Source organism: Phenylobacterium sp. FG114 (genome assembly GCF_057809855.1).
This window is the reverse complement of record NZ_JBMDKU010000009.1, coordinates 39,738-64,555: the sequence shown is the minus strand read 5'-3', so window position 1 is coordinate 64,555 and position 24,818 is coordinate 39,738. Positions and strand designations below refer to the sequence as shown.

At 69.0% G+C, this 24,818-nt stretch carries 26 protein-coding genes and 1 tRNA gene; 13 read left to right on the top strand and 14 right to left on the bottom strand.

From position 1 onward, the window contains the following. Positions 1–223 precede the first annotated feature (223 nt). From ACODSY_RS16335 to ACODSY_RS16310, 6 genes are all read right to left on the bottom strand, one after another. On the bottom strand, positions 224–973 hold the full coding sequence (locus ACODSY_RS16335) for a TSUP family transporter (RefSeq protein WP_488952825.1): 750 nt from the start codon (positions 971–973) through the stop codon (positions 224–226). Positions 974–1,358: 385 nt separating this feature from the next. Continuing rightward, entirely contained in the window at positions 1,359–2,681 is a 1,323-nt protein-coding gene (locus ACODSY_RS16330) for an acyl-CoA dehydrogenase family protein (protein WP_488952824.1), read from the bottom strand. 155 nt (positions 2,682–2,836) lie between these two features. Then, positions 2,837–3,238: a hypothetical protein gene (locus ACODSY_RS16325; RefSeq protein WP_488952823.1), complete on the bottom strand. Its 402-nt coding sequence runs from the start codon at positions 3,236–3,238 to the stop codon at positions 2,837–2,839. Positions 3,239–3,316: 78 nt separating this feature from the next. Next, positions 3,317–3,691 (bottom strand): VOC family protein, encoded by a 375-nt coding sequence (locus tag ACODSY_RS16320; protein WP_488952822.1) that lies wholly within the window; start codon positions 3,689–3,691, stop codon positions 3,317–3,319. 5 nt (positions 3,692–3,696) lie between these two features. Next, positions 3,697–4,107 carry a hypothetical protein gene (locus ACODSY_RS16315; RefSeq protein WP_488952821.1) on the bottom strand — a complete coding sequence of 137 codons (411 nt, stop codon included), beginning with the start codon at positions 4,105–4,107 and terminating at the stop codon, positions 3,697–3,699. 76 nt (positions 4,108–4,183) lie between these two features. Further along, positions 4,184–5,398 (bottom strand): class I SAM-dependent methyltransferase, encoded by a 1,215-nt coding sequence (locus ACODSY_RS16310; RefSeq protein WP_488952820.1) that lies wholly within the window; start codon positions 5,396–5,398, stop codon positions 4,184–4,186. Between the two features lie 218 nt (positions 5,399–5,616). On the opposite strand from ACODSY_RS16310, the gene groES reads away from it, so the two are divergent. Continuing rightward, complete coding sequence (groES, locus tag ACODSY_RS16305; protein WP_488952819.1) at positions 5,617–5,904, top strand: co-chaperone GroES; 288 nt, start codon at positions 5,617–5,619, stop codon at positions 5,902–5,904. 50 nt (positions 5,905–5,954) lie between these two features. Beyond that, entirely contained in the window at positions 5,955–7,604 is a 1,650-nt protein-coding gene (gene groL, locus ACODSY_RS16300) for a chaperonin GroEL (protein WP_488952818.1), read from the top strand. A gap of 81 nt (positions 7,605–7,685) precedes the next feature. On the opposite strand, the gene ACODSY_RS16295 is transcribed toward groL, so the two are convergent. Then, entirely contained in the window at positions 7,686–8,036 is a 351-nt protein-coding gene (locus tag ACODSY_RS16295) for a phage holin family protein (RefSeq protein ID WP_488952967.1), read from the bottom strand. A 187-nt stretch (positions 8,037–8,223) separates the two neighbouring features. On the opposite strand from ACODSY_RS16295, the gene ACODSY_RS16290 reads away from it, so the two are divergent. Next, complete coding sequence (locus tag ACODSY_RS16290) at positions 8,224–9,960, top strand: ATP-binding protein (RefSeq protein ID WP_488952817.1); 1,737 nt, start codon at positions 8,224–8,226, stop codon at positions 9,958–9,960. 180 nt (positions 9,961–10,140) lie between these two features. Here ACODSY_RS16290 and ACODSY_RS16285 read toward each other — a convergent pair whose 3' ends face one another. Together ACODSY_RS16285 and ACODSY_RS16280 are read right to left on the bottom strand one after the other, a co-directional pair. Further along, positions 10,141–10,977, bottom strand: coding sequence for a TIGR00282 family metallophosphoesterase (locus ACODSY_RS16285; protein ID WP_488952816.1), 837 nt, complete (start codon positions 10,975–10,977; stop codon positions 10,141–10,143). Between the two features lie 10 nt (positions 10,978–10,987). Continuing rightward, a complete protein-coding gene (locus ACODSY_RS16280; RefSeq protein WP_488952815.1) occupies positions 10,988–11,560 on the bottom strand; it encodes a 5-formyltetrahydrofolate cyclo-ligase in 573 nt (190 codons plus the stop codon). A gap of 296 nt (positions 11,561–11,856) precedes the next feature. Between ACODSY_RS16280 and ACODSY_RS16275 the strand changes: the two genes are divergently transcribed. Then, entirely contained in the window at positions 11,857–12,894 is a 1,038-nt protein-coding gene (locus tag ACODSY_RS16275; RefSeq protein ID WP_488952814.1) for a fatty acid desaturase family protein, read from the top strand. Here the strand turns inward: ACODSY_RS16275 and ACODSY_RS16270 are convergent. Beyond that, entirely contained in the window at positions 12,891–13,223 is a 333-nt protein-coding gene (locus ACODSY_RS16270) for a cell division protein ZapA (RefSeq protein ID WP_488952813.1), read from the bottom strand. The genes ACODSY_RS16275 and ACODSY_RS16270 overlap by 4 nt on opposite strands. A 5-nt stretch (positions 13,224–13,228) precedes the next feature. Then, positions 13,229–13,504 carry a DUF4164 family protein gene (locus tag ACODSY_RS16265; RefSeq protein WP_488952812.1) on the bottom strand — a complete coding sequence of 92 codons (276 nt, stop codon included), beginning with the start codon at positions 13,502–13,504 and terminating at the stop codon, positions 13,229–13,231. Positions 13,505–13,642: 138 nt separating this feature from the next. Between ACODSY_RS16265 and tkt the strand changes: the two genes are divergently transcribed. The 3 genes from tkt to ACODSY_RS16250 all read left to right on the top strand — a co-directional run bounded on the left by tkt (position 13,643) and on the right by ACODSY_RS16250 (position 19,045). Further along, a complete protein-coding gene (gene tkt / locus ACODSY_RS16260) occupies positions 13,643–15,610 on the top strand; it encodes a transketolase (protein ID WP_488952811.1) in 1,968 nt (655 codons plus the stop codon). Between the two features lie 148 nt (positions 15,611–15,758). Beyond that, positions 15,759–16,955, top strand: a complete 1,197-nt coding sequence (gene purT, locus ACODSY_RS16255; protein ID WP_488952810.1) for a formate-dependent phosphoribosylglycinamide formyltransferase — start codon at positions 15,759–15,761, stop codon at positions 16,953–16,955. Between the two features lie 53 nt (positions 16,956–17,008). Continuing rightward, on the top strand, positions 17,009–19,045 hold the full coding sequence (locus ACODSY_RS16250) for a S9 family peptidase (protein WP_488952809.1): 2,037 nt from the start codon (positions 17,009–17,011) through the stop codon (positions 19,043–19,045). Between the two features lie 6 nt (positions 19,046–19,051). Here ACODSY_RS16250 and ACODSY_RS16245 read toward each other — a convergent pair whose 3' ends face one another. Then, on the bottom strand, positions 19,052–19,363 hold the full coding sequence (locus ACODSY_RS16245) for a putative quinol monooxygenase (protein WP_488952808.1): 312 nt from the start codon (positions 19,361–19,363) through the stop codon (positions 19,052–19,054). Further along, positions 19,330–19,899 carry a hypothetical protein gene (locus ACODSY_RS16240; RefSeq protein ID WP_488952807.1) on the bottom strand — a complete coding sequence of 190 codons (570 nt, stop codon included), beginning with the start codon at positions 19,897–19,899 and terminating at the stop codon, positions 19,330–19,332. Before ACODSY_RS16240 ends, ACODSY_RS16245 begins: the two co-directional genes overlap by 34 nt. 74 nt (positions 19,900–19,973) lie before the next feature. Here ACODSY_RS16240 and ACODSY_RS16235 point away from each other — a divergent pair, with 74 nt between their 5' ends. Next, complete coding sequence (locus ACODSY_RS16235; RefSeq protein ID WP_488952806.1) at positions 19,974–20,312, top strand: winged helix-turn-helix transcriptional regulator; 339 nt, start codon at positions 19,974–19,976, stop codon at positions 20,310–20,312. Between the two features lie 20 nt (positions 20,313–20,332). Here the strand turns inward: ACODSY_RS16235 and ACODSY_RS16230 are convergent, their stop codons facing one another. After that, the gene (locus tag ACODSY_RS16230; RefSeq protein ID WP_488952805.1) at positions 20,333–21,310 is read right to left on the bottom strand and encodes a complex I NDUFA9 subunit family protein; all 978 of its coding nucleotides are present in this window, start codon (positions 21,308–21,310) and stop codon (positions 20,333–20,335) included. A gap of 140 nt (positions 21,311–21,450) precedes the next feature. Here ACODSY_RS16230 and ACODSY_RS16225 point away from each other — a divergent pair. The 5 genes from ACODSY_RS16225 (at position 21,451) to lptB (ending at position 24,263) form a co-directional block, all read left to right on the top strand. Then, positions 21,451–21,537: transfer RNA gene (locus ACODSY_RS16225), tRNA-Leu, on the top strand. A 120-nt stretch (positions 21,538–21,657) separates the two neighbouring features. Further along, on the top strand, positions 21,658–22,275 hold the full coding sequence (locus ACODSY_RS16220) for a ribonuclease D (protein WP_488952804.1): 618 nt from the start codon (positions 21,658–21,660) through the stop codon (positions 22,273–22,275). A 9-nt stretch (positions 22,276–22,284) separates the two neighbouring features. Further along, positions 22,285–22,920: an LPS export ABC transporter periplasmic protein LptC gene (gene lptC / locus ACODSY_RS16215; protein ID WP_488952803.1), complete on the top strand. Its 636-nt coding sequence runs from the start codon at positions 22,285–22,287 to the stop codon at positions 22,918–22,920. 21 nt (positions 22,921–22,941) lie between these two features. Next, positions 22,942–23,493 carry an LptA/OstA family protein gene (locus tag ACODSY_RS16210; RefSeq protein ID WP_488952802.1) on the top strand — a complete coding sequence of 184 codons (552 nt, stop codon included), beginning with the start codon at positions 22,942–22,944 and terminating at the stop codon, positions 23,491–23,493. A gap of 44 nt (positions 23,494–23,537) precedes the next feature. Beyond that, positions 23,538–24,263 carry an LPS export ABC transporter ATP-binding protein gene (gene lptB / locus ACODSY_RS16205; RefSeq protein WP_488952966.1) on the top strand — a complete coding sequence of 242 codons (726 nt, stop codon included), beginning with the start codon at positions 23,538–23,540 and terminating at the stop codon, positions 24,261–24,263. Positions 24,264–24,818 lie beyond the last annotated feature (555 nt).

The following is a 24,818-nucleotide window of genomic DNA, read 5'->3' as shown; positions in this document are numbered from 1 at the left end:
GCCAATTTGGCCCAACAAGCCAGACCATTTTCCGGCGCCAAGAAAGTTTCCCGCCCGCTCGTCAAAAAACTTGGTTGTCGGCCCTTGCAACCGGCAGGGGCCAACATACCTGAGGCTTGCCCATTCCTGGGCGTTTCCTCCCTAAAGACTTCCAAAGCCGGGCCATTTGGCCCGGCTCTTTTTTTTGGCGAGACGCCCCCTCTGGGTGAGGACCTGATGCGCTTCACCCCATCATCAACTGCGCCGCCTGAACCAGGTAAGTGACCCCGACCGCGGTGACGATCCAGCGGGTCCAGCGCTTGAAGTTCACGTCGCTCATCCGGTTCAGGATCAGCCCGCCCACCGCCGTGCCCGCCATGGACAGCGGGATGGCCAGCACGAACACCCACAGGGGTGGCATCCCTACCGACGTCCCCGAGACCAGCGGCGCGCCGTAGACCAGGATCTTGGCTAGGTGGGCGAACACCTGGGTCGCCGCCTTGGTAGCCACGATGGCGTGACGCGTCAGCTCGGTCCGCACGAAGAAGATGTCGAGCAGGGGGCCGGCGACGCCCGCCGTCAGGTTCAGGCCCGTGACCGACAGGCCCGACAGGAACGCCTGGGGCGGCCGCGAGGCGTCCAGGTTAATCCACTTCTGCGGCAGCCAGGTGAGGCCGGGCACCAGGCCCAGCAGCAGGAACAGCAGCGGCTTGGACGGTGTGAAGCTGAGGAAGGCGACGATGACGCCCGCGACCAGCGAGGCCAGGGCGTACCAGCCGACGATGTCCCAGCGGACGAACTTACGGTGCAGGATGCTCCGCCAGCCGTTGGCCACGAGCTGGAGTATGCCGTGGGTGACGAAGGCGGCCTGCACCGGCAGGACGAAGGCCAACGCCCCCATCAGCACCAGGCCGCCGGCCATGCCGAACACGCCCGAGAGCGTGGCCGTCACGAAGGCCATGCAGACCACGAAGGCGGCTGCGAGATAGGTCATTGTAGTCCTCCGGAGTTGCGACCCACCCCGGAAGGCGGGCACAGGCCGCCTCCGGTCGCGGGTCAGCTGCGCGTCGCGCGCGGGACGGAGCGGGCGCTGCAAGCCCGAGGGCGAGCGCTCCGAAGGCCACGGCCTCGGCCGGGCAGGAAGGATCGAATGGCGTATCCATGAGGATCACCGTTCGATTACACCCAAGCTTCGCGCGGGGCAAAGCGACGCGCCCTTCTCCCCCAGCCGGAGAAGGTGAACGCGAAGCGGCCGAATGACGGGTCGCGCCGCCCCTCGCCCAGATACGAAGAAGGGGCCGCCGGACATGCCGAGCGACCCCCATCCGTCAGCTTGCACTGACACCTTCTCCCGCAGGGGAAGAAGGGTCAGTTCGACCCTAGTTCCGGAACACCGCCGCCATCGAGGCGTCGGCGGGCTGTTCGCGGTATTGGGTCAGCTCGTTGCGGCCGACCACCATGTGGTGCACCTCGTCCGGGCCGTCGGCGATACGCAGGGTCCGGGTGTTGGCGTACATGCGGGCCAGCGGGGTGTGCTGCGACACGCCCAGGGCGCCGTACATCTGGATCGCCTGGTCGATGATCTTGCAGACCCGCTCGGGCACCATGGCCTTGACCATGTGGATCCAGACGCGCGCTTCGCGGTTGCCCAGCACGTCCATGGCCTTGGCGGCCTTCAGCACCATCAGGCGCATGGCCTCGATCTCGATCCGCGCGCGGCTGACGATCTCGAGGTTGCCGCCCAGCTGGATGATCGGCTTGCCGAAGGCCACGCGGGTCATGCCGCGGGTCACCATCAGGTCCAGCGCCTTCTCGGCCGAGCCGATGGCGCGCATGCAGTGGTGGATGCGGCCCGGGCCCAGGCGCAGCTGGCTGATCTCGAAGCCGCGGCCTTCGCCCAGCAGCATGTTCGAGGCCGGCACGCGGGCGTTGTCGAACACGATGTGCATGTGACCATGCGGGGCGTCGGGGTCACCGAACACCTGCTGGCCCTGGATCACCTTCACCCCGGGGGTGTCGAGCGGCACCAGGATCTGCGACTGCTGCAGATGAGGCGGGGCGTTCTCTTCCCCGGTGCGCACCATGGTGATCATCACCTTGCAGCGCGGGTCGCCGGCGCCCGAGATGTAGTGCTTCTCGCCGGTGATGATGTACTCGTCGCCGACGCGCACGGCGCGGGTGTCGATGTTCTTGGCGTCCGAGCTGGCGGTGTTCAGCTCGGTCATGCAGTAGGCCGAGCGGATCTTGCCCTCCAGCAGGGGCTCCAGCCATTGCTTCTTCTGCTCGGGCGTGCCGACGCGTTCCAGCACTTCCATGTTGCCGGTGTCGGGCGCGGCGCAGTTCATGGTCTCCGACGCAAGCCGGTTCTTGCCCAGCTCCACGGCGATGTAGGCGTAGTCGAGGTTCGAGAGTCCCTCGCCCGTCTCGGCGTTCGGCAGGAAGAAGTTCCACAGGCCGGCGGCCTTGGCCTTCTCCTTCGCCGCGTCCAGCACTTCCAGCTGGCCCGGCGCATACTGCCAGATGTCGGGACGGCCCTCGCCCAGCCGATGGAACTCCTCGCTCATCGGCTCGACGACGTCGCGGATGAAGTCCTTCACCTTGTTGAGGAGCGGCACCGCCTTCTCCGACATGCGCAGGTCGTTCAGCTCGTCCTGCGGGTTCAGGCCGAAGCTGGATTGGGGCCGTTCAGCGGCGATGTTCATCGGGTCACTCCCTGCGCGATTGTCTCACGCTACCTTTGACCCACTTTCACCAAAAATCAAACAACTGTTTCAATCAACGAAGTAATGTGAAAGGCCTCCGCCGTGAGGCGGAGGCCTTTCGGGTGGGCCAGGGGGAGGACTGGCCGCGGAGAGGCTCAGGCGACGGCTTCGCGGCGCGCCTTTCGCAGGGCCAGGAACTGCAGGTCGGCGACGCCCAGCGCCGCGGCCGCCTGGCCGACCACCAGCGCAAGGCCCAGCGAGGTCGGCTGCGCCCAACCCAGGGCCAGCAACGCGATGCTCTCGACCGCCCAGAGCGTGTTGAACGCCACCAGCGTCCAAACCGCCTTGCGGGGCAGGGCCGGGCGGCTCGCCATCCAGGCCAGCAACGCGGCGTAGGGCAGCAGGAACCAGCCGACCGGCTGCATCAGGGCGGGCGACAGGCCGAGCGGGCCTTCGAGCCAGCCGGCGTCGAAGGCGAAGGCGGCGCCCATCACGCCACACGCGGCGGCGTCGGCGGCGATGACGGTGCGCAGGAAGGTCGAGCGGACGGCGGTCATTGGGAAGCTCCTTGAGCGTGTTGACGCCCAGAGGCTCCCCCGTCCCGCGCGGCGGGTCGATTACCTGCGAGGTCAAGCTCACGCCACGGCGTGGCAGACCGCCTCGATGTTGTGCCCGTCGGGGTCGAGCACGAACGCCCCGTAGTAGGTTGGGTGGTAGTGCGCCCGCAGTCCGGGCGCGCCATTGTCCCGCGCGCCAGCTGCCAGAGCCACCGCATGGAAGGCGTCGACCGCCGCCCGGTTGGGCGTCGCGAACGCGACGTGAGCATAGCCGCTGCGGCCGTCGCTACCGATCCAGAAGAACGGCCGATCCGAGCCGTAGCCGGCATAGGTCTGGCCGTCGCCGAAGAGGCGCTTCAGCCCGAGCGGCGCCAGTGCGGCGTCGTAGAACGCTTCGGCGCGGCCATAGTCCGCGACCTTCAGGCTGACGTGGTCGAGGACCGCGCCGGCCATCGCCCTTACTTCACCGGCACGTGGTCGACGTGCGGGCACACGGCCGCCATCAGCGCTTCGTTGTCGGAGCCCTCGGCCTTCTTGGGCGTGGCCTTGCGCCAGTCGTCGGCGATCGCCAGCGGCGCCGACGGCTTGTACGAGCCGAGCTGGATCAGGTTCTTCTTGCCGCAGTCGATGGCGATCACGCTGCCGACGCCGTCGGGCTTGCCGGGCGCCGACGGGCCCAGGTTGGCCGAAGGCTTGGAGATGGCCTGCATGATCACCAGGCGGCCCGTCTCCTTGTCCTTGTAGGAATAGTCGCCGTCGTAGGACCACGCGGTGCCGTTCGCGCCGTCGACGTACTTGGTCCACTTCTCGGCCGAGGCGGCCCCGGCGATCAGCGACAGGGCGGCGGCAAGCGCGAAGGCGCGGCGCATGAGCAGTCTCTCCAAACAAGCGTTCGGAGCGGACCCTAGACGCGGATTTGGGCGGTCTCCAGACATTTCGGCGGCGTCACGCCACCCGCTTCGCCGGACTGTTCAGCGCCCGCTCCGCGTCGCCCATGTAGTCCCGGGTGATCGGCAGGGCGTCGACCCGCTTGGCGAGCTGGATCTGCCAATTGAACTGCCGCCGCGCGCGGAAGCTCTGCTCGGCGATGCCGAGATAGAACTCCCACATCCGACAGAACCGCTCGTCGTAGAGCTCGGCGATCTCGGGCCGCACGGCCGCGAACCGCTGACGCCAGTGCTTGATCGTCTCGGCGTAGTGCAGGCGCAGGATCTCCAGGTCGGTGACCATCAGGCCCGCCCGTTCGATCGCCGGCATGATCTCGCTGAGCGCCGGGCTGTAGCCGCCCGGGAAGATGTACTTGGCGACCCAGGCGTTGGTGACCCCGATCTCCGGCCGCCCGATCGCGTGGATCAGCGCCACGCCGTCGTCCTTGAGCAGCCGCGCCACGCCGTCGAAATACTCCTGGTAGTTCGGTCGACCCACGTGTTCGAACATACCGACCGAAACGATCCGGTCGTAGGTCTCGGTCACGTCGCGATAGTCCGTGAGCGAGAACCGCGCCCGACTGGCCAGGCCCTTGGCCTCGGCCCGCGCCTTGGCCACGGAAAGCTGCTCGACAGACAGCGTCACGCCGTCCACCTCGGCCCCGGTCTCCTCGGCCAGGGTCATGGCCATGCCGCCCCAGCCGCAGCCGATATCCAGCACCTTCATCCCCGGCGCGATGGCCAGCTTGGCCGCGATGTGACGCTTCTTGGCGAGCTGGGCCTCCTCGAGCGTCATGTCCGGCCGGGCGAAATAGGCGCAGCTGTACTGCATGTCGGCGTCCAGGAAGCGCCGGTAGAGGTCGTTCGACAGGTCGTAATGGTGGGCCACGTTCGCCTTCGCCTGCCGCCGGGCGTTGGCCTCGACCTTGCGCTCGCGCAGCCACAGCTGCAGGCGGTTGCGCTTCTTCCGCGGCTTGTTCTTCGCATTGGCGCCGATCAGGTCGACGAACTCGGCGATTTCGCCCTGCTCCAGCACCAGGCCGCCGTCCATATAGGCCTCGCCCACGGCCAAGCCGGGATAGGCGGCGATCCGCGCCGCCCAGGCCGCGCTGGTGATCCGCGCGACCAGCGGCGGTCCGCTGCCGTCGCCCAGGCGCAGCGTCCGGCCGCCCGGCAGCTTCAGCGTGAGGTCGCCCTCGCGGACAACCTTCTCCAACACGGCTTGCAGTCCCATGCCGGACCTCCCAACTGACGCGCACGGAGTCTAGGGGCCGGCGCGCGAAAGCCAAGGGCGCGCGCGGTTTTTGCACGTTCGCCTTGACTTGCCGGGGCGGTGTTCCTAACTCCCCGACCGACGTTGGCACTCATGGGTTGGGACTGCTAACAGCCACACCCCTCCCTGCCGCGTCGCTCGATTTTTGAACCGTTCCGTACGGAAGAGAGAGAACACACATGGCGTTTCGTCCCCTGGGAGATCGCGTCCTCGTCAAGCGCGTCGAGGAAGAGGAAAAGACCAAGGGCGGGATCATCATCCCCGACACCGCGAAGGAAAAGCCGCAGGAAGGCGAAGTGATCGCCACCGGCCCCGGCGCCCGTGACGAGTCCGGCAAGGTCCAGCCGCTGGACGTCAAGGCCGGCGACCGCATCCTCTTCGGCAAGTGGTCCGGCACCGAGGTCAAGCTCGACGGCCAGGACCTCCTGATCATGAAGGAAAGCGACATCCTGGGCGTCGTCTCGTAACGACCCGGCTGCCGCCGTCCCCACCGAAATTCTAGGAAAGAGAACCAGCCATGGCTGCCAAAGACGTCTATTTCGCCTCCGACGCGCGCGACCGCATGCTGCGCGGCGTCAACACCCTCGCCAACGCGGTGAAGGTCACCCTGGGCCCCAAGGGCCGCAACGTGGTCATCGAGAAGTCCTTCGGCGCGCCGCGCTCGACCAAGGACGGCGTGTCGGTCGCCAAGGAAATCGAACTGTCCGACAAGTTCGAGAACCTGGGCGCCCAACTGATCCGCGAAGTCGCGTCCAAGACCAACGACAAGGCCGGTGACGGCACCACGACCGCCACGGTCCTGGCGCAAGCCATCGTGGTCGAAGGCCTGAAGTCGGTCGCCGCCGGCATGAACCCGATGGACCTGAAGCGCGGCGTCGACAAGGCGGTCGCCAAGGTCATCGAAGAGATCAAGGCCAACGCCAAGAAGGTCTCGGCCAACTCGGAAATCGCCCAGGTCGGCACCATCTCGGCCAACGGCGACACCGAAGTCGGCGAGATGATCGCCCGCGCCATGGAAAAGGTCGGCAACGAGGGTGTGATCACCGTCGAGGAAGCCAAGACCGCCGAAACCGAACTCGACGTCGTCGAAGGCATGCAGTTCGACCGCGGCTACCTGTCGCCCTACTTCATCACCAACGCCGAGAAGATGGAGGCCGACCTCGAAGAGCCGCTCATCCTGCTCTTCGAAAAGAAGCTCTCCACCCTGCAGCCCCTGCTGCCGGTCCTGGAAGCCGTGGTCCAGTCGGGCCGCCCGCTCCTGATCATCGCCGAGGACGTCGAAGGCGAAGCCCTGGCCACCCTGGTGGTCAACAAGCTGCGGGGCGGCCTGCGGGTCGCGGCCGTCAAGGCTCCGGGCTTCGGTGATCGCCGCAAGGCCATGCTGGAAGACATCGCCATCCTGACCGGCGGCCAGCTGATCTCGGAAGACCTCGGCATCAAGCTCGAGAGCGTCACGCTCGAGATGCTGGGCAAGGCCAAGAAGGTCACGATCACCAAGGACGACACCACCATCGTCGACGGCACGGGCGACAAGGCCGACATCGAAGGCCGCATCTCCCAGATCAAGAAGCAGGTCGAGGACACCACGTCCGACTACGACAAGGAAAAGCTGCAAGAGCGCCTGGCCAAGCTGGCCGGCGGCGTCGCGGTGATCCGCGTCGGCGGCGCGACCGAAGTCGAGGTGAAGGAAAAGAAGGACCGCGTCGACGACGCCCTGAACGCGACCCGCGCGGCCGTGGAAGAAGGCATCGTCCCCGGCGGCGGCGTCGCCCTGCTGAAGGCCTCCAAGGTTCTGGACGGCTTCAAGGGCGACAACGACGACCAGGAAGCCGGCGTGGCCATCGTGCGCCGCGCGCTCCAGGCCCCGATCCGTCAGATCGCCGAGAACGCCGGCGTGGAAGGCTCGATCGTGGTCGGCAAGGTGCTCGAGAACGGCTCGGCCACCTTCGGCTTCAACGCCCAGACCGAAGAATACGTCGACCTGGTCCAGGCCGGCGTGATCGACCCCGCCAAGGTGGTCCGCACCGCTCTGCAGGACGCCGCCTCGGTGGCCGGCCTGCTGATCACCACGGAAGCGGCCATCGTCGAAGCCCCCAAGAAGGGCGGCGGCGCGGCGGGCGGCATGCCCGGCGGCGGCATGGGCGGCATGGGCGACATGGACTTCTAGTCCAGGCGCTCAACGCACCTACCAAGTTGAAGGGCGGGATCGAAAGGTCCCGCCCTTTTCCGTTGCGCCGGCGGCGCGCGCCTACCGCCGGTCGTCGCGCAGGGCCATGCCGCCGATCCAGCTCGCCACGCCGGTCACGATGGCCGCCAGGACGCCCGGGATCAGGCCGTGCACGCTGAACCCGCCCAGCAGCAGCGCCACCAGGCCGATCATCATCGCGTTCACCACCAGCAGGAACAGGCCCAGCGTCACGACCGTCAGCGGCAGTGTCAGGATGAATACCACCGGCCTGACCAGCGCATTCACCACGCCTAGCAACACAGCCGCCACAATCAGGGTGCCTGTGTTGTCGACGTCGACTCCCGGAACGATCTTCGACGCGACCCAAAGGCCGAGGGCGGCGAACACCGCGCGCACGAGGAACTTGGCCAGCATTTGATCATCTCCGCAGTCCGTAACCTTGACCTTAGCTCGACCCGGGCCGCGCCGAAAATGTGGCGTCTGGGATAACAAGCTTCGCCGAAACAAGGGTCCGTTCACGTTTGCCCGGCAGAGTGGTGCGACAGGCTGCCACACCGGGGGGCGGGGCGGCCTTGTCGAATTGGGGACCGTGCTGCTGATGGCCAAGGCCTGGAGCCTGCTGGACGTGCGTTTGGACGCGGTGGCCGCCACCGCGCGCCACATGGTCGTCGTCCGCGTGGGCGTGGCTCTCGGCGCCGCCCTCCTCACGGCCTACGCCTATGGGCCCGCCTGGGGTGGCGGCTGGTTCGCCGCCTTCGCGACCGCCGAGGCGTTCACGCGGGTGGTGACCCAACCCGTCGAGCGAGGCGCGGCGATGAGCCGCCGCCAGCGCGGCGCCTACATGGCCTCGATGTTCGCCTCCAGCCTGATCTGGTCGAGCCTCGCCGCGCTTTACTGGAGCGACGGCCAGGAGCCGTTCCGCCTCGCCGCCATGGCGATCCTGGCGGGGATGATGGTCCACGCCCAGGGCTTCTCCTTCCGCTCACCCACCGCTTTGGCCGCGCTCGGCGTCGCGCCAGCCGTCATGTGGTTCGTTCTGCCCGTCGGGTTCGGCGGCTATTCCGGCGCGCCGCTGCTGACCCTGACCATCGGCCTGGCCATGCTGCTCTGCTACGTCGCCGCCAGCGCCCAGGCCAACCTCCGCGCGGCCAAGGAACTGGCCGAGGCCCAGCAGACCGCGGAGGCCGCCAACGAAGCCAAGTCGGCCTTCCTCGCCATGATGAGCCATGAGCTGCGCACGCCGATGAACGGCGTGCTGGGCATGGCCCGCGCCCTCCAGCGCACCCAGCTCGACCCCCGCCAGCAGGGCTATGTCGACACCATCCTCCGCTCGGGCGACGGCCTGATGGCGATCCTCAACGACGTGCTCGATATGTCGAAGATCGAGGCCGGGCGCATGGACCTGGACATCGGCGCCTTCGATCTGCAGGCGCTGGGCGACCAGGCCGTGGAGCTGTGGTCCGAGATCGCCGCCTCCAAGGGCCTGACCCTGGCCTGCCACGCCGAGCGCGACCTGCCCGCCCTGGTCCTGGGCGACGAGATGCGGGTGCGCCAGATCGTGCTCAACCTGATCTCCAACGCGCTGAAGTTCACCGAGACGGGCGGCGTCACCCTCACCCTGCGCGCCGCGCCCGCGGCCGACGGCGACGGCGGCGTCGAGATCCTGGTGTCCGACACCGGCATCGGAATGAGCCTGGAGCAGCAGCAGGGCCTCTTCCGTCCCTACGCACAGGCCGAAGCCTCCACCGCCCGCAAGTTCGGCGGCACGGGCCTGGGTCTGGCGATCTGCCGCAAGCTGAGCGCGATGATGGGCGGCGAGATCCGCGTCGAGAGCGAGGCCGGCCACGGCTCCACCTTCCGCGTCTGGCTGCCGCTGCCCGAGGCCGAATGCGCTGCCGAAGTGGCGGGCGAGCCAGAGGACCTGCCGGCGCTGCGGGTGCTGGTCGCCGACGACAACCCGATCAACCAGGCGGTGGCGCGCGCGATCCTCGAGGCCGCCGGAGCCAACGTCGAGACCGTGGCCGACGGCGCTCAGGCGCTTGAGCGCCTGCGCCTCGAGGCTTTCGACGTCGTGCTGATGGACGTCCACATGCCCAACATGGACGGCATCGAGGCCGTGGGCCGCCTGCGCGACGGCCAAGTCGGCCGCGCCGACACGCCCGTCGTGGCCCTGACCGCCGACGCCATGCCGGGCGAGGAGGACCGCCTGAAGGCCCTGGGCTTCGACGCCCTCCAGCACAAGCCGGTCCAGCCCGCCGCCCTGATCGCCGCGATCGCCGAGGTGGTGGCCGCGCGGCCGGTGGCCCATGATAAGGACTCTGAAGCGGCGGCATAGCCTCCTCTCCCCCCACACGAAGTGGGAGGGGAGAGGGTCGGGAGAGGGGCGGCTCGGCTTCTAACCTTCCGCTCCCGGTTGAGCGAGGATCATGGGTGGACCAGCGTGCCCGCGGAGATGTCGGCGCCGCCCCTCTCCCTACCCTCTCCCCCCGGGCTGCGCCTCGGGGGAGAGGAGGTTCTACGCCTCCACCGCCTCCAGGCTCGGCACGGTCTGCTTCAGGCGGCCACCCAGGCGGATAGGTTCGATCCGGCGCGCCAGGCCGGTCTTGGGGTCGGTCTCGACAAACACCCCGCACACCGTGGCCGGCCCCTCGGCGGGCTTGTAGCGACCGCCGGAGATCCGCGTGGTGAACCGGCGAAGCGGCTCTTCCTTCTGGTTACCGATGACGCTGTCGTAGTCCGCGCAGGCGCCCGCGTCGGTCTGGTAGGCCGTGCCGCCCGGCAGCACCTGGGCGTCGGCCGTCGGCACGTGGCTGTGGGTGCCCACCACCAGGCTGGCGCGGCCGTCGCAGAAGTGGCCCATCGCCATCTTCTCGGACGTCGCCTCGGCGTGGATATCGACCACGATGGCGTCGGCCACCGCGCCCAGGGGGCAGGCCTCCAGTTCCTTGTCGACGGCGGCGAAGGGATCGTCGAGGGCGTCCATGAACACCCGCCCGAGCAGATTGACCACCAGGATCCGCTTGCCGTCCTGGGTGTCGAACAGCTGCGCGCCACGGCCGGGCGCGGCGGCGAACGCCGGATAGTTCAACGGTCGGATCAGGCGCGGCTCGCGAACGATGTAGGTCAGCGCCTCCTTCTGGTCCCACGAGTGGTTGCCGAGGGTCAGGCAGTCGGCGCCCGCATCGAACAGCTCGTTGGCCGTGCTCTCGGTGATGCCGAAGCCGGCGGCGGCGTTCTCCGCGTTGACGATCACGAATTCCAGCTGAAGCTGGCGGCGCAGGGCGGGCAGGTGTTCGGCCAGGCCCTCGCGGCCCGAACGGCCGACCACGTCTCCAAAGAACGCAAATCTCATCCGGCCATCCTTAGCCGAATTCCTGATAGCCCGTCTCGGTCAGGATGGCGTCCAGGCGCTGGTCGTGCGCCTCCATGGGGATTTCGGGCAACTCCTGCCCCGCGTAGGCAAGGCCCACGATGAAAACTGGCTTCAAGCGCCGCAGACTGGCCAGCGTGCGGTCGTAGTGCCCACCGCCCTGCCCCAGCCGCCCGCCCTTGCGGTCGAATGCCAGCAGCGGCGCGAAGACCACATCGGGCAGCACCGCTTCCGCGCCCAGCGCCGGCGCCGGGATGCCCAGGGCGTCGGGGACCAGGGCCTGGCCCGGCAGGTGTCGGCGGAACACCAGCGCGCCGTCTCGCGCCTGCGCCACCGGCAGGGCGACCCCGCCCGGCGGCAGGCGCGTGCGAAGCGGCGAAGGATCGAGCTCGGACCCGGCGGGGTGGTAGAGCGCGAAGGTCTCCGCGCCCGCGCGTCCCGGCCAGTTCGCCGCCGCCCGCTCGCCCGCATCGGGCGTGACGTCGGCCAGCCGGCGCCTGAGGCTGCGAAGCTGCGCCCGCAGCGCCGCCTTCTCGGGCGCCATGTCGTCGGAGATGCCGGTCACACGCCCTCTTAGCGTGGAAAGGGTGGCGGCGCCGCGAGAGCCGTGAAGGACTGTTTCATTCCCTCGACCTGGATAGACCAGGTGGGCGCCGTGTGCCCAAGACCACGGTCCGGGGCAGGGACAGCTCCCTATGAGTGAATTAAGGTCGCTGGAATATTGTCGCCTTCGACGAGGACCGCAGCAGGACCCGCCGGGGACCAAGGTAGGCGCTCGCGGGCCAGGTCTCAAGCGCGGCCGGGCGTATGCCTGCGCATTCGGGCTTGGGCGAAGGGCTTCCGCGCCTTACATCGGGCGTCTTGAACGCTCACGCCGACATCGCCGGACAGAGCCTGGCGCGCCAGGCCAACGACCTCGCCCGCGATCTGGCGCGTGCGAACCCCCGCGTCTATTGGCTGGACCTCACCGTGACGGCCATCGTCACGTGGCTGAGCTTCGCCATTGCCGCCACCGCTGCTTCCGTCGCCTGGACCCTTGCCGCCGGCGTCGTCTGTATCCTGGCGCTCTATCGCGGCATCAGCTTCATCCACGAGCTGACCCACCTGCGCCGCGACGACGTGCCAGGCTTCCACTTCGCCTGGAACATACTGATCGGCGTGCCGTGGCTGACCCCCTCGCTGCTCTACGAGGGTGTCCACATCCTGCACCATGCCAAGGACCGCTACGGCACCGCCCGTGACCCCGAATACCACCCGCTGGCCCGCCGGCCGTTGCACGAGCTGGCGGTGTTCCTAGGGATCGCCTTGCTGGCGCCGGTCGGCACCCTGCTGCGCTTCGGCGTGCTCGCGCCGCTGGGCTTCCTGATCCCGGCCGTCCGCCGCTTCACGGTCGCCAAGGCCTCGGGGATGGTCATAAACCCCGGCTTCTCCCGCGAGGACTTCGACCGCGCGAACGCCGCGCCCTGGCTGGCCCAGGAGATCGGCGCCTGGCTGTGGTGCTGGGCCGTCGTCGGCCTGACCATCGCCGGCGTCCTGCCTGCGCGCGTGCTCGCCACCGCCTTCGTGGTCTTCAGCCTGATGACCTTCCTCAACCAGCTGCGCACCGCCGTGGCGCACCGTTGGGACAACGACGGCGAGGTCATGGCCCCGCTGGACCAGTTCCTGGATTCGGTGAACGTGCCGCCGCCGGCCTTGCTGCCGTTCCTCTGGGCGCCCGTGGGCCTGCGCTACCACGCCCTGCACCACCTGATGCCGCGCCTGCCCTATCACAACCTCGGGACCGCCCACCGGCGGCTGGTCGAGGCCCTGCCCGCCGACCACGACTACCGCCGCGCGGAGGAGCGCGAGCTGTTCCCGGCGATGGGAGCGTTGGTGGCTCGGATGCGCCGCCGGCGCTAGGCTCCCTCGGTCGCCAGCTTCTCGATCTTGCCGGCGGCGTTTTCCAGCGCCGCCACCGCCTTGCTCTCGATCCGCGAGCGGTCGGCCTGGAGCCGGCCCACCTCGACCTGCAGCGCCGCCAGGCGGTTGCGCGCATCCAGCAGTTCGTCGGCCAGCAACAACCCACCCATCAGGAACAGCCGCGTGTCGCCCAGCTGGCCCATGTCCTGGCTCACCTGCCGCACCTGCTGGTCGAACACCTTCACCAGCTCGTGCAGATGCGCCTCCTGCCCGTCCTCGCAGCCCACCGCATAGGGGCGGCCGTTCACGTCGACATTGATCTGGGCCATCGGGCTTAAGCCTCCGTCGCCTGGCCGTTCAGCGCGGCCTTGATTTCCTGTATGGCGCGGCCGAGCGCGGCCGAGGCCTGGGCGCCCGCCTCCTCCAGTTCGCGCTCGCGGGCGCGCGCGGCGTCCAGTTCGGCGGCCAAGTTCGAGCGATCCTGGTCGAACAGCCCGCCCGCGTCGGCGCTAGCCGCCTTCAGCCGCTTCGACAGGCGCTGCTCCAGCACGTGGAGCGCGTTCTCCAGGCGCTTCGCCGCCAGGTCCAAGGCGCTCTCGCTGCCGCTCATGCGATCCTCCGAAGCCGTCCGGTCTTCTATACCCACTGCAAGTGAGTCTGGCGAAATCCGGGGCCATTTCTTGACCCCCGGCCCCCCGCGTGCGAGGCCGCCGCGCAATTCCTCGCCAGAAGAGACTCAAGCAGCACGATGTCCGCGCCCACCAAGCTCATGGCCGACGCTATCCGCGTCCTCTCGATGGACGCGGTCGAACAGGCCAACTCCGGGCACCCCGGCATGCCGATGGGCATGGCCGACGTGGCGACGGTGCTCTGGTCGAAATTCATGAAGTACGACGCGGCCGCCACCGACTGGGCCGACCGCGACCGCTTCGTGCTTTCGGCCGGCCACGGCTCGATGCTGCTCTACAGCCTGCTGCACCTGTCGGGCGTGAAGGGCGTTCCGATGCAGAGCCTGCGCGACTTCCGCAAGCTGGGCTCCAACACGCCCGGACACCCGGAGTACGGTCACACGCCCGGCGTCGAGACCACCACCGGGCCGCTGGGCCAGGGCCTGGCCACCGCCGTCGGCATGGCCATGGCCGAGCGCAAGCTGGCCGCCCGCTTCGGCGCGGACCTCGTCGATCACCGCACCTGGGTCGTGGCGGGCGACGGCTGCCTGATGGAGGGCATCAGCCACGAGGCGATCAGCCTGGCCGGTCGTCTGAAGCTCTCGCGGCTGACCGTCCTCTGGGACGACAACGACATCACCATCGACGGCCACGTCGGCATCTCGGACGCCACCGACCAGATCGCCCGCTTCAAGGCCGCCGGCTGGGCCACCAAGCGCATTGACGGCCACGACGAGAAGGACATCAGGAAGGCGCTCGCCTGGGCGCTGAAGCAGGACAAGCCCTCGCTGATCGCCTGCAAGACCGTCATCGGTAAGGGCTCGCCCACCTTCCAGGGCACCCACGACGTCCACGGCAAGGCCCTGGGCAAGGACGAGGTCGCCAAGACCCGCGAGGCCCTCGGCTGGCCGCACGAGGCCTTCACCGTTCCCGACGAGGCGCTGAAGCCCTGGCGCAAGGCCGGCAAGCGCGGGGCCAAGGATCGCAAGGCCTGGCAGGCCCGCCTGGACGCCTCGCCCCTGAAGGCCGAGTTCGAGCGCGCCATGGTCGGCGACCTGCCCAAGGGCGCCTTCGAGGCCCTGGACGCCTTCATCGCCAAGGCCGCCGCCGACAAGCCGGCCGCCGCCACGCGCCAGCATTCCGGCGCCGTGCTGGAGCAGATCTTCGGCTCGATCCCCGAACTGATCGGCGGCTCCGCCGACCTCACCGGCTCGAACAACACCTTCGTCAAGAACACCCAGATCTTCGACGCCCCCGACTACGCCGGCCGCTATGTGAACTACGGCGTGCGAGAGTTCGGCATGAGCGCGGCCATGAACGGCCTGGCTCTGCACGGCGGCGCGATCCCCTATGGCGGGACGTTCCTGGTGTTCTCGGACTACGCCCGCCCGGCGATCCGGCTCTCGGCCCTGATGGGCGTGCGCACCATCTTCGTCGGCACCCACGACTCGATCGGCCTGGGCGAGGACGGCCCCACCCACCAGCCGGTGGAGCACCTGGCCAGCCTGCGCGCCATGCCCAACCTCAACGTCTTCCGTCCCGCCGACGCGGTGGAAACCGCCGAGTGCTGGAAGCTGGCGCTGGAAGCCAAGACCACGCCTTCGGTCCTGGCGCTGAGCCGCCAGAAGACCGCCGGCGTCCGTGGCGACGCGGGCGAGAACCAGTGCGCCCGAGGCGCCTACCAGCTCATGGGCGCCGGCCAACCGGCCCAGGTGACGATCTTCGCCACCGGCACGGAAGTCCCCGTCGCACTGGCGGCCCGCGACCTGCTGGAGGCCGAGGGTATCGGCGCCCGCGTGGTCTCCGTGCCGTGTTTCGAGCTGTTCGAGGCCCAGCCCGCCGACTACCAGGCCGCCCTGATCGGCGAGACGCCCGTCCGGGTGGCCGTCGAAGCCGGGGTCCGGCAGGGCTGGGACCGCTTCATCGGGACCGACGGCGCCTTCGTGGGCATGACCGGCTTCGGCGCCAGCGGCACCGACAAGGCGCTCTACGAGCACTTCGGCATCACGCCTCAAGGTGTGGCGGCCGCGGCCAAGGCGAAGCTGTAGGGCGCCTCCTCTCTCTTCCCGCTCGTCATGGCCGGGCTCGACCCGGCCATCCAACAGGCGGTTCCGAAGGGGGTGCGAGGCTTGCGGGCGCTATGGATATGGATGGCCGGGTCAAGCCCGGCCATGACGAGCTGATAGGATGACGACCATGCGCCTCGGCACCCCCCTTTCCCCCTCCGCCGTCCGGGTGATGCTCCTGGGCTCGGGCGAACTGGGCAAGGAGGTGGTGATCGAGCTGCAGCGCCTCGGCTGCGAGGTGATCGCCGTCGACCGCTACGCCGACGCGCCCGCCCAGCAGGTGGCCCATCGCGCCCACGTCATCGCCATGACCGACGCCAAGGCGCTGCGCGCCCTGGTGGAAAAGGAGCGGCCCCACCTCATCGTCCCCGAGATCGAGGCCATCGCCACCGACGAGTTGGCCGCCATCGAGGCCGACGGCCTGGCCACGGTGATCCCCACGGCCCGCGCCGCCCAGCTCACCATGAACCGCGAGGGCATCCGCCGCCTGGCCGCCGAGGAGCTGGGCCTGCCCGCCAGCGCCTATGCCTTCGCCTCCACCGAGGCGGAACTGGCCGAGGCCGCCGAGAAGGTCACCGGCTTCCCCTGCTTCGTGAAGCCGGTGATGAGCAGCTCCGGCAAGGGCCAATCCTACGTCGAGAGCCCCGACCAGATCGCCGCCGCCTGGAAGTACGCCCTGGAGGGCGGGCGGGTGGAGCAGCCGCGGGTGATCGTCGAGGGCCGCGTGGACTTCGACTTCGAGATCACCCAACTGACGGTGCGCAGCCGCAAGGGCGGCGGGATCGAGACCAGCTTCTGCGCCCCTATCGGCCACCGCCAGGTGAAGGGCGACTACGTCGAGAGCTGGCAGCCGCAGGCCATGAGCGACAACGCCCTGGCGCGCTCGCGCGAGATCGCCAAGGCGGTCACCGACGCCCTGGGCGGCCTCGGCATCTTCGGCGTCGAGCTGTTCGTAAAGGGCGACGAGGTCTGGTTCTCGGAGGTCAGCCCCCGTCCGCATGACACCGGCCTGGTCACCCTGGTCACCCAGTATCAGTCCGAGTTCGCACTGCACGCCCGCGCCATCCTGGGCCTGCCCGTCGACATCACCCAGCGCGAGCCGGGGGCCAGCGCGGTGATCTACGGCGGCATGGAGGCCAAGGGCATCGCCTTCGAGGGCGTCGCCGAGGCCCTGAGCGTCCCGGGGGCCGACCTCCGCCTATTCGGCAAGCCCGAGAGCTTCGAGCGCCGCCGCATGGGCGTCGCCCTGGCCCGCGCCGCCGACGTGGATCAGGCCCGCGAGCGAGCCGGCGAGGCCGCGGCCAAGGTAACGCCGGTCGCCGGCTAGGCGCTCGCGCGGCCAAGGTCTACGCTCCCTCGCAACCTCAGGGGGAGATCGCCATGCGCCGCTACCTGCTTGCCTCCGTCGCCGTCGCCCTGGCCGCCGTTTCCGCGCCGCCCGCCGCCAGCCAGACCGCCGCGCCGCTGATCGAGCGGACCAAGCTGTTCGGAAACGCCAGCAAGGCGGCCGGCCAGATCAGCCCCGACGGGAGGTGGCTGTCCTGGGTCGCGCCGCGCGACGGCGTGCGCAACGTCTGGGTGGCCCCGATCGGCGACCCCGCCAAGGCGCGGCCGATGACTGCCGAGAAGAAGCGTCCCGTCCAGGGCTACTTCTGGGCGCCGGACTCCAGCGCCATCCTGTTTATCAACGACAACGGCGGTGACGAGAACTTCAAGGTCTATGGCGTCAACGTCACGACCGGCGAGCAAAAGGCGCTGACGCCGTTCGACAAGACCCGCGCCCAGATCCTCGGCGTCAGCCGGACGGTCAAGGACCGCATCCTGGTCGGGCTCAACAATCGCGACCCGCGCTGGCACGACGTGCACAGCCTCGACCTCAAGACCGGCCAGCTCACCTTGGTGTTCAAGAACGAGGGCTTCGGCAGCTTCGTCACCGACAACCAGCTCAAGGTCCGCCTGGGCGTGAAGCCCCGGCCGGACGGCGGCCAGGAAATCTACGCCATCGACGGCCAGACCGTCTCGGAGAAGCCGGTGCAGGTCATCGGTCCCGAGGACGCGCTGACCACGGCGCCGGCGTCCTACACCTACGACGGATCGACCCTCTACTGGCTGGACAGCCGCGGGCGGAACACCGCCGTCCTGGTCGCCCAGGACGTGAAGACCGGCAAGACCACGGTGCTGGGCGAAGACCCGCGCGCCGACGTCCAGGGCGCGCTCGGCGACCCGAAAACCGGCAAGGTCCAGGCCTATGCGGTCAACTACCTGAAGACCGAGTGGCGGGCGCTGGCCCCCGAGACCAAGGCCGACCTCGACTTCCTGAAGAGCAAGCTCAAGGGCCAGTTCGGTGTCACCTCGCGCAGCGACGACGACAACCTGTGGGTCGTCGGTGAAGACCGGGTGACCGAGCCCACCACCGCCTGGCTCTACGACCGGAAGGCCAAGACGCTCACCAAGCTCTACACCTCACGGCCGGAGCTCGAGGGCGCGCCGCTGCAGCCGATGCACCCGGTCGAGATCAACACCCGCGACGGCCACACCGAAGTCTCGTACCTGACCCTGCCCCCGGGCTCGGACGCCAACGGCGACGGCAAGCCCGACAAGCCGGTCCCCCTGGTCCTGTTCGTCCACGGGGGGCCGTGGGGCCGCGACGTTTACGGCTACAACAGCTACCACCAATGGCTGGCCAACCGCGGCTATGCGGTGCTGTCGCCCAACTTCCGGGCCTCCACCGGCTTCGGCAAGGCGTGGATCAACGCCGGCGACAAGGAGTGGGGCCGCAAGATGCACGACGACCTGCTCGACGCCGTCGACTGGGCGGTGAAGGGCGGCGTCACGACCAAGGACAAGGTCGCCATCATGGGCGGCTCCTACGGCGGCTACGCCACCCTGGCCGGCCTGGCCTTCACGCCCGAGGTCTTCGCCTGCGGCGTCGATATCGTCGGGCCGTCGAACCTCAACACGCTGCTCAAGACCATTCCGCCCTACTGGCAGGCGGTCCGCGTCCAGTTCGTGCGCAGCATGGGCGATCCCGATACCGCCGAGGGCCAGGCCCTGCTGAAGGAGCGCTCGCCGCTCACCAAGGCCGACCAGATCAAGCGCCCGCTGCTGATCGGCCAGGGCGCCAACGACCCGCGCGTCAACAAGGCCGAAAGCGAGCAGATCGTCGAGGCCATGAAGGCCAAGGGCATCCCCGTCACCTACGTCCTGTTCCCCGATGAGGGCCACGGTTTCGCGCGACCGGAGAACAACCTGGCCTTCAACGCCGCCACCGAGCATTTCCTCGAACGCTGCCTGGGCGGCCGCGCCGAGGCCTTCGGCGACGCGCTGAAGGGCTCGTCCATGCAGGTGATCTACGGCGCCGAGTTCTCGCCCGGCCTGAAGGCGGCCGTCGACACCGCAGCCGTCAGCGGCAAGTAGCGTCCGCTAGAGCCGCGTCGCCCGCCGCACATCCAGCGGATGGTCGATCAGCGGCTGCACGGTCTCCAGGAACCTCACCGTGTGCGGCAGGGCGGCATGGAGCTCGAATGCCGCCTCGTCCGGCCAGCGCGAGTGAATGAAGAACAGCCGTGGCTCGCGCAGGTCGCGGAAGCCGTCGATCCCCAAGCACAGCGGCTCGGCCCGCGTCGCGGGGACGACCTCGGCGATCGCGGCGGCGACGGCGTCCTCGCATCCCGCCCTTGCCTGGAACCGGCCGAAGATGGTCAGCCCGGCTTCTTCCTGAAGGTCGCGATCCAATTGGCCTCCCAGGTCCTGCCGCCGTCCGCCGAGAACGCCTGCTCCAGCCGGAACGTCTTCGGGGTGATGTCCGAGAAGATGAACCGCACGAAGACCGCGCGGCCGTCGAAGAGCTCCTGATTGTAGAACTCGCCGCGCCCGTCCGCGAACCCGCCCACCATCGCCGTGCCCAGGGCGCCGCCGCGCGCGCTGGCGAAGCTCACGCTCCACTGGTTCGACTGCGGACTGTAGACCCGCACGCTCATGCCCTGGATGCGCCCGGCCGGGCCTGTGATGTCGATCTCGCCCACATTGGCCGCGCCGCCCCAGATCGGGTGGACCACCGACGGCCCGTCGTATTCGGCCCACTCGCTCGAACCGCTGAGCGGCTTCAACAGCCGCTTCACATGCATGTCCCAGGTCCCGAACTCGAAGTCGAAGTCGTGTCGCCCGTCGTGCGCCACCCCGGGCTGCGCGAACCCGGCGGCGGGCGCGAACATCACCACGAGAGCCACGACGGCGGACTTGATCTTCCGGCAACGGAGGTGGGCTATCATGCGGGCTCCCCATGGTTCGGCGGCGACGCTAGCTTCGCCCCGGCCCCGCCACGAGAAGGCACCTTCAGGTACCTATGCCCACGCCCCGTCGCCGCAACCCCGTCAGCGACTGTCCCCTCACCGCGGCCCTGGCGGCCATGGGTTCGAAGTGGAAGCTGATCATCATCTACTGGCTGGCTGAGGAGCCCCGGCACTTCGCGGGCCTGCGCCAGCTGATGCCTTCGATCTCGCAGAAGGTGCTCACCGAGCAGCTCCGCGAGCTGATCGCCGACGATATCGTCGTTCGCGAAGAGACGGGGCCGGTCCCGGCGCCGGTGATCTACGCTCTCACCGACTACGGTCGCTCGCTCCTGCCCGTCGTCCAGACCGTGAAGACCTGGGGCACCGGACACATCGATCGGTTCGGCGGGTAAGGCGATCTCGCCGCGCGACGCTAGATGCGCCCGGCTTCCAGCTCGCGAGCGTCCTGGTCGGCGTACTGGCCGCCCTTGCGATAGGTGTAGAGGTAGGTCGGCAGCACCGCCTCGAGCGTAGCCGGCGTCAGGCCCAGTTCGGCTAGGCCCGGGTAAGAACCGCTGACGACGTTGTCGGTGCGCAAGGCCTCCACCTGGTCGGCGGTCACCGGCGGCGGAATCAGCGCCGCGCCCAGGTCGAACACGCTGCCCAGCGCCGCGGCCGCCGGGAAGGGCAGCGGCAACAGGATGCGGCGCTGGTCGATCTCGGCCAGCAGGATCTCCATCAGCTCCTTGAAGCTGTAGGTGGCCGGGCCGCCCAGCTCGTAGGTCTGGCCCGCCGCCTCGTCCCGCGTCACGGCCGCGGCCAGCGCCTGGCCCACGTCGCCTACGAACACCGGCTGGAACCGGGTATGGCCGCCTCCGATCAGCGGCAGGACCGGGCTGATCGCCGCCATCTTGGCGAACCGGTTGAAGAAGCCGTCCCCGTTGCCGAACACGATCGAGGGCCGCACGACCACCGCGTCGGGATAGACCGACCGCACCGCGGCCTCGCCCTCGGCTTTGGTCCGCAGGTACTTCGAGGTCGAATTGGCGTCGGCGGCCAGAGCCGAGACCTGCACCACCCGGCTCACGCCTTGGCTGCGCGCGGCGTCGGCCACGTTCTTGGCGCCCATCACGTGCACCGCCTGGAAGCCCTGGCGGCCGGTCTCGCGCAGAACGCCCACCAGGTTCAGCGAGGCCGCCGCCCCGTCCAGCGCGCGCTCCAGCGACGGCATGTTGCGCAGGTTGGCCTGCACAACGTCGATCTGCCCCACGTCGCCCAGCAGGCGCATCTTGTAGGCCAGGTTCGGGTTGCGAACCGCGACCCGCACGCGCCAACCGGCCTTGGCCAGGTAGCGGACGGCCTGGGTCCCGACGAAGCCGGATCCGCCGAAGACGGTGACGAGGTTCTGCATGGCGCCGTGGTCGGTCCTGGAAGCCTTGGAAGAGGTGCGGTTTAGGCGATGCGGCGGCGGCTCGCAATGCGCCGCTGCGAAGGCCGTTGACCCGGTGGGGCCGGCGCCATATGTAGCCGCCTCCCGATCCGACGGACGGGGCCCAGGTGGCGGAATTGGTAGACGCGCTGGCTTCAGGTGCCAGTGGCTTAACGGCCGTGGAGGTTCGAGTCCTCTCCTGGGCACCACCGGATTGATCCATCCGGTGGATGGGGCGCTACCGGCCCCAGGCCCCCATACGGGGGTAGTCCTTCCCTGGGCGCCACCCCTACGTTAAACCGTGGGTCCCACGTCGGAGTTCGAGCGAAGTGACGACTTTCGTGCATGAAGGCGACCTGCCGGCCGACGCGCTGGCGAATGCCTCCGCCGTGGCCGTCGATTCGGAGACCATGGGCCTGCGCCTGGGTCGCGACCCGCTCTGCGTGGTGCAGCTCTCTGACGGCAACGGCGACGCCCACGTGGTCCGGCTGGACCGCTCCACCTACGACGCGCCCAACCTCAAGCGGCTGCTGACCGATCCGGCGGTGACCAAGATCTTCCACTTCGGCCGCTTCGATATCGCCATGTTCTGGCTCCACCTCGGGGTGGTGACCAAGCCCGTCTACTGCACCAAGATCGCCTCGAAGCTCGCCCGCACCTACACCGACCGCCACGGCCTCAAGGACGTGTCGCGCGAACTGCTGGGCGTTGACATGTCCAAGGCCCAGCAGAGCTCGGACTGGGGCGCGGGCAAGCTGTCCGACGACCAGGTGGCCTACGCAGCCTCCGACGTCCTGCACCTGCACGCACTCCGCGCCCGCCTCGACGAGATGCTGGTCCGCGAGGGCCGCGACCATCACGCCCGCGCCTGTTTCGAATTCCTCCCGCACCGCGCCCTGCTGGACGTGGCCGGCTGGGAGGATGCCGACATCTTCGCTCATACCTAGATAAGCGCCATGACGGCCGCCCACGCGCCCCATCCCGAGACCCTGGCCGAGCCCCGCCGCGCCGACTTCGAGCGTTGGCGCCGCCGTTCGCGCCTGATCCGCGCCCTTCGGGTCGTGCTGCCGTCGCTCATCGCCCTGATCTTCGCGGGCCTGATCGGCAGCGTCGCCTGGTCCACCTTCAACGCCCAGCCGCGCGCGGCCAAGGTGGGCGACGAGCCGATCCGCCTGATGAACCCGCGTTTCATCGGCCGCGACGACAAGGGCCGCTCGTTCGTGCTCACCGCCGACTCGGCGATCCGCGACCGGCTCGACTATCAGCGCGTGATCCTCAAGCGGCCGGCCCTGGTGCTGGACGAGAACGGCCCCGACGAGATGCGCATCAACGGCGCTGACGGGATCTTCCACGAGCAGAGCGGCAAGCTGGAACTCAGCAACGGCGTCCACATGGCCGACGCCAAGAACGCCTTCGACACGGCGGCCTCGCTGTTCGACACCAAGACCGGCGAGGTGATCGGTTCAGGCCCCATTCAGGGCGCGGGGGGCCTTGGAGAAATCCGCGCAGAGTCCTATGGCGTTTACGGCAAAGGCGAGCGCATGGTCTTCAAGGGCGGCGTCCGCACCCGCCTGGAAACCAAGAAGAAGTAGCGGACGAAGCGCAAGGGCAACATGAAGTCTCTCGTCAAAAGCTCCGTCTTCGCCGCGGCCCTGCTGCTCGGCCACGCCGCGCACGCCCAGAGCCTGGGCCCCGGCTCGGACGGCCCGATGGACATCACCGCCGACGAGCTCGAGGTGCAGAACAAGGCCTGCGTCTCGGTGTGGAAGGGCAAGGCCGAGGCCCTGCAGGGCCAGGCCCGCCTGCGCGCCGACATTATCCGCGCCTTCTTCCAGACCAAGCCGGGCACGAGCTCGGGTACGAGCACCGGCGCCTGCGGCGACCTGATCCGCATCGAGGCCGAGGGCTCGGTCTACTACGTCACCAGCAAGGACCAGCGGGTGCGCGGCGACAACGGCGTGTACGACGCCGCCAACGAGACGGTCACCCTGACCGGCGACGTGGTGGCCGTGCAGGGCCAGAACGTGCTGCGCGGCAGCCGCATGGTGTTCAACACCAACACCGGCGAGGGCCGCATGGTCGGCAACGCCACCGGCGCCAACGCCAAGTCGCGCCCGCGCGGCGTCTTCTATCCCTCGAAGAAGCAAGAGAGCGCGTCCAAGTGAACGCGCCGCAAGCGGTCAAGACGCGGATCCAGGCCAAGGGCGCCATCCCCACCGAGGGCCTGGTCGTCGACAACATCGGCAAGTCGTTCCGCGGCCGCGCCGTCGTGAAGGGCGTCTCCCTCCGCCTCTGCCGCGGCGAGGTGGCCGGTCTGCTCGGCCCCAACGGCGCCGGCAAGACCACCACCTTCTACATGATCACCGGCCTGATCCCGGCCGACTACGGCGCCATCTACCTGGACGGCGAGAACATCACTGCCCAGCCGATGTACCAGCGCGCCCGCATGGGCGTGGGCTACCTGCCGCAGGAGACGTCGATCTTCCGCGGCATGAGCGTCTGGGAAAACGTCATGGCCGTGGTCGAACTGCGCCAGCGCGATGCGCGCCAGGCGAAGGCGACCGTCACCCAGCTCCTGGAGGAGCTGCACATCGAGCACCTGCGCAACGCGCCGGCCGTCTCGCTGTCCGGCGGTGAGCGCCGCCGCGTCGAGATCGCCCGCGCCCTGGCCTCCGACCCGTCCTTCATGCTGCTGGACGAGCCCTTCGCCGGCATCGACCCCCTGGCCATCGCCGACATCCGCCAGGTGATCACCTACCTGAAGCAGCGCGGCATCGGCATTCTGATCACCGACCACAACGTCCGCGAGACGCTCGACATCATCGATCGCGCCTCGATCATCCACGCGGGCGAAGTGCTGTTCGAGGGCAGCCCCGACGAGATCGTCGACGATCCCGAAGTCCGCCGCGTCTACCTCGGCGACCGCTTCAGCTAGCCTCAGCGCCGCCCGCCAACGCCGCAGTCGGCGACGCCTGGCGGAACACCCTCATCTCGGACTCGGCGGGTTTGGTCGCGCCCGCGTTGCCCCGGCGAGCGCGCCGCGCTTAGCCAGGGGCTTTCCCACGTACGAGATGAGCGTCATGAGAATTTTCGGCCTTCTGGCGGCGACGGCCGCCGTATTGTCCCCCCCGGCCATCGCCCAGGCGAAGACTGGCGTCACATTCCTCATCGTGGGCGACACCCTGACCTCGCCGTTCACCTTCTCCAACACCTCCGACGACGGCGAGAAGATCGTCGGCTTCGGCTTCGACCTCAGCACCCTGACCGACGCGAACTTCCTGTTCGACACCGAGGGCGGCGGCTCAACGCCGTTCACGCCTGTCGGGACCACGGCGACCACCACCGGCCTCGTCGCCCTGCCCTACATCCCCGACAACGCCAAGGCGTTCTCGATCGCCTTCTCCGACTTCGACCCGGGCGAGTTCTTTTCCTACCGCATCGACGTCGACATCAACGCCGGCGGCTCGATCAGCGGCCAGCGCCTGATCGG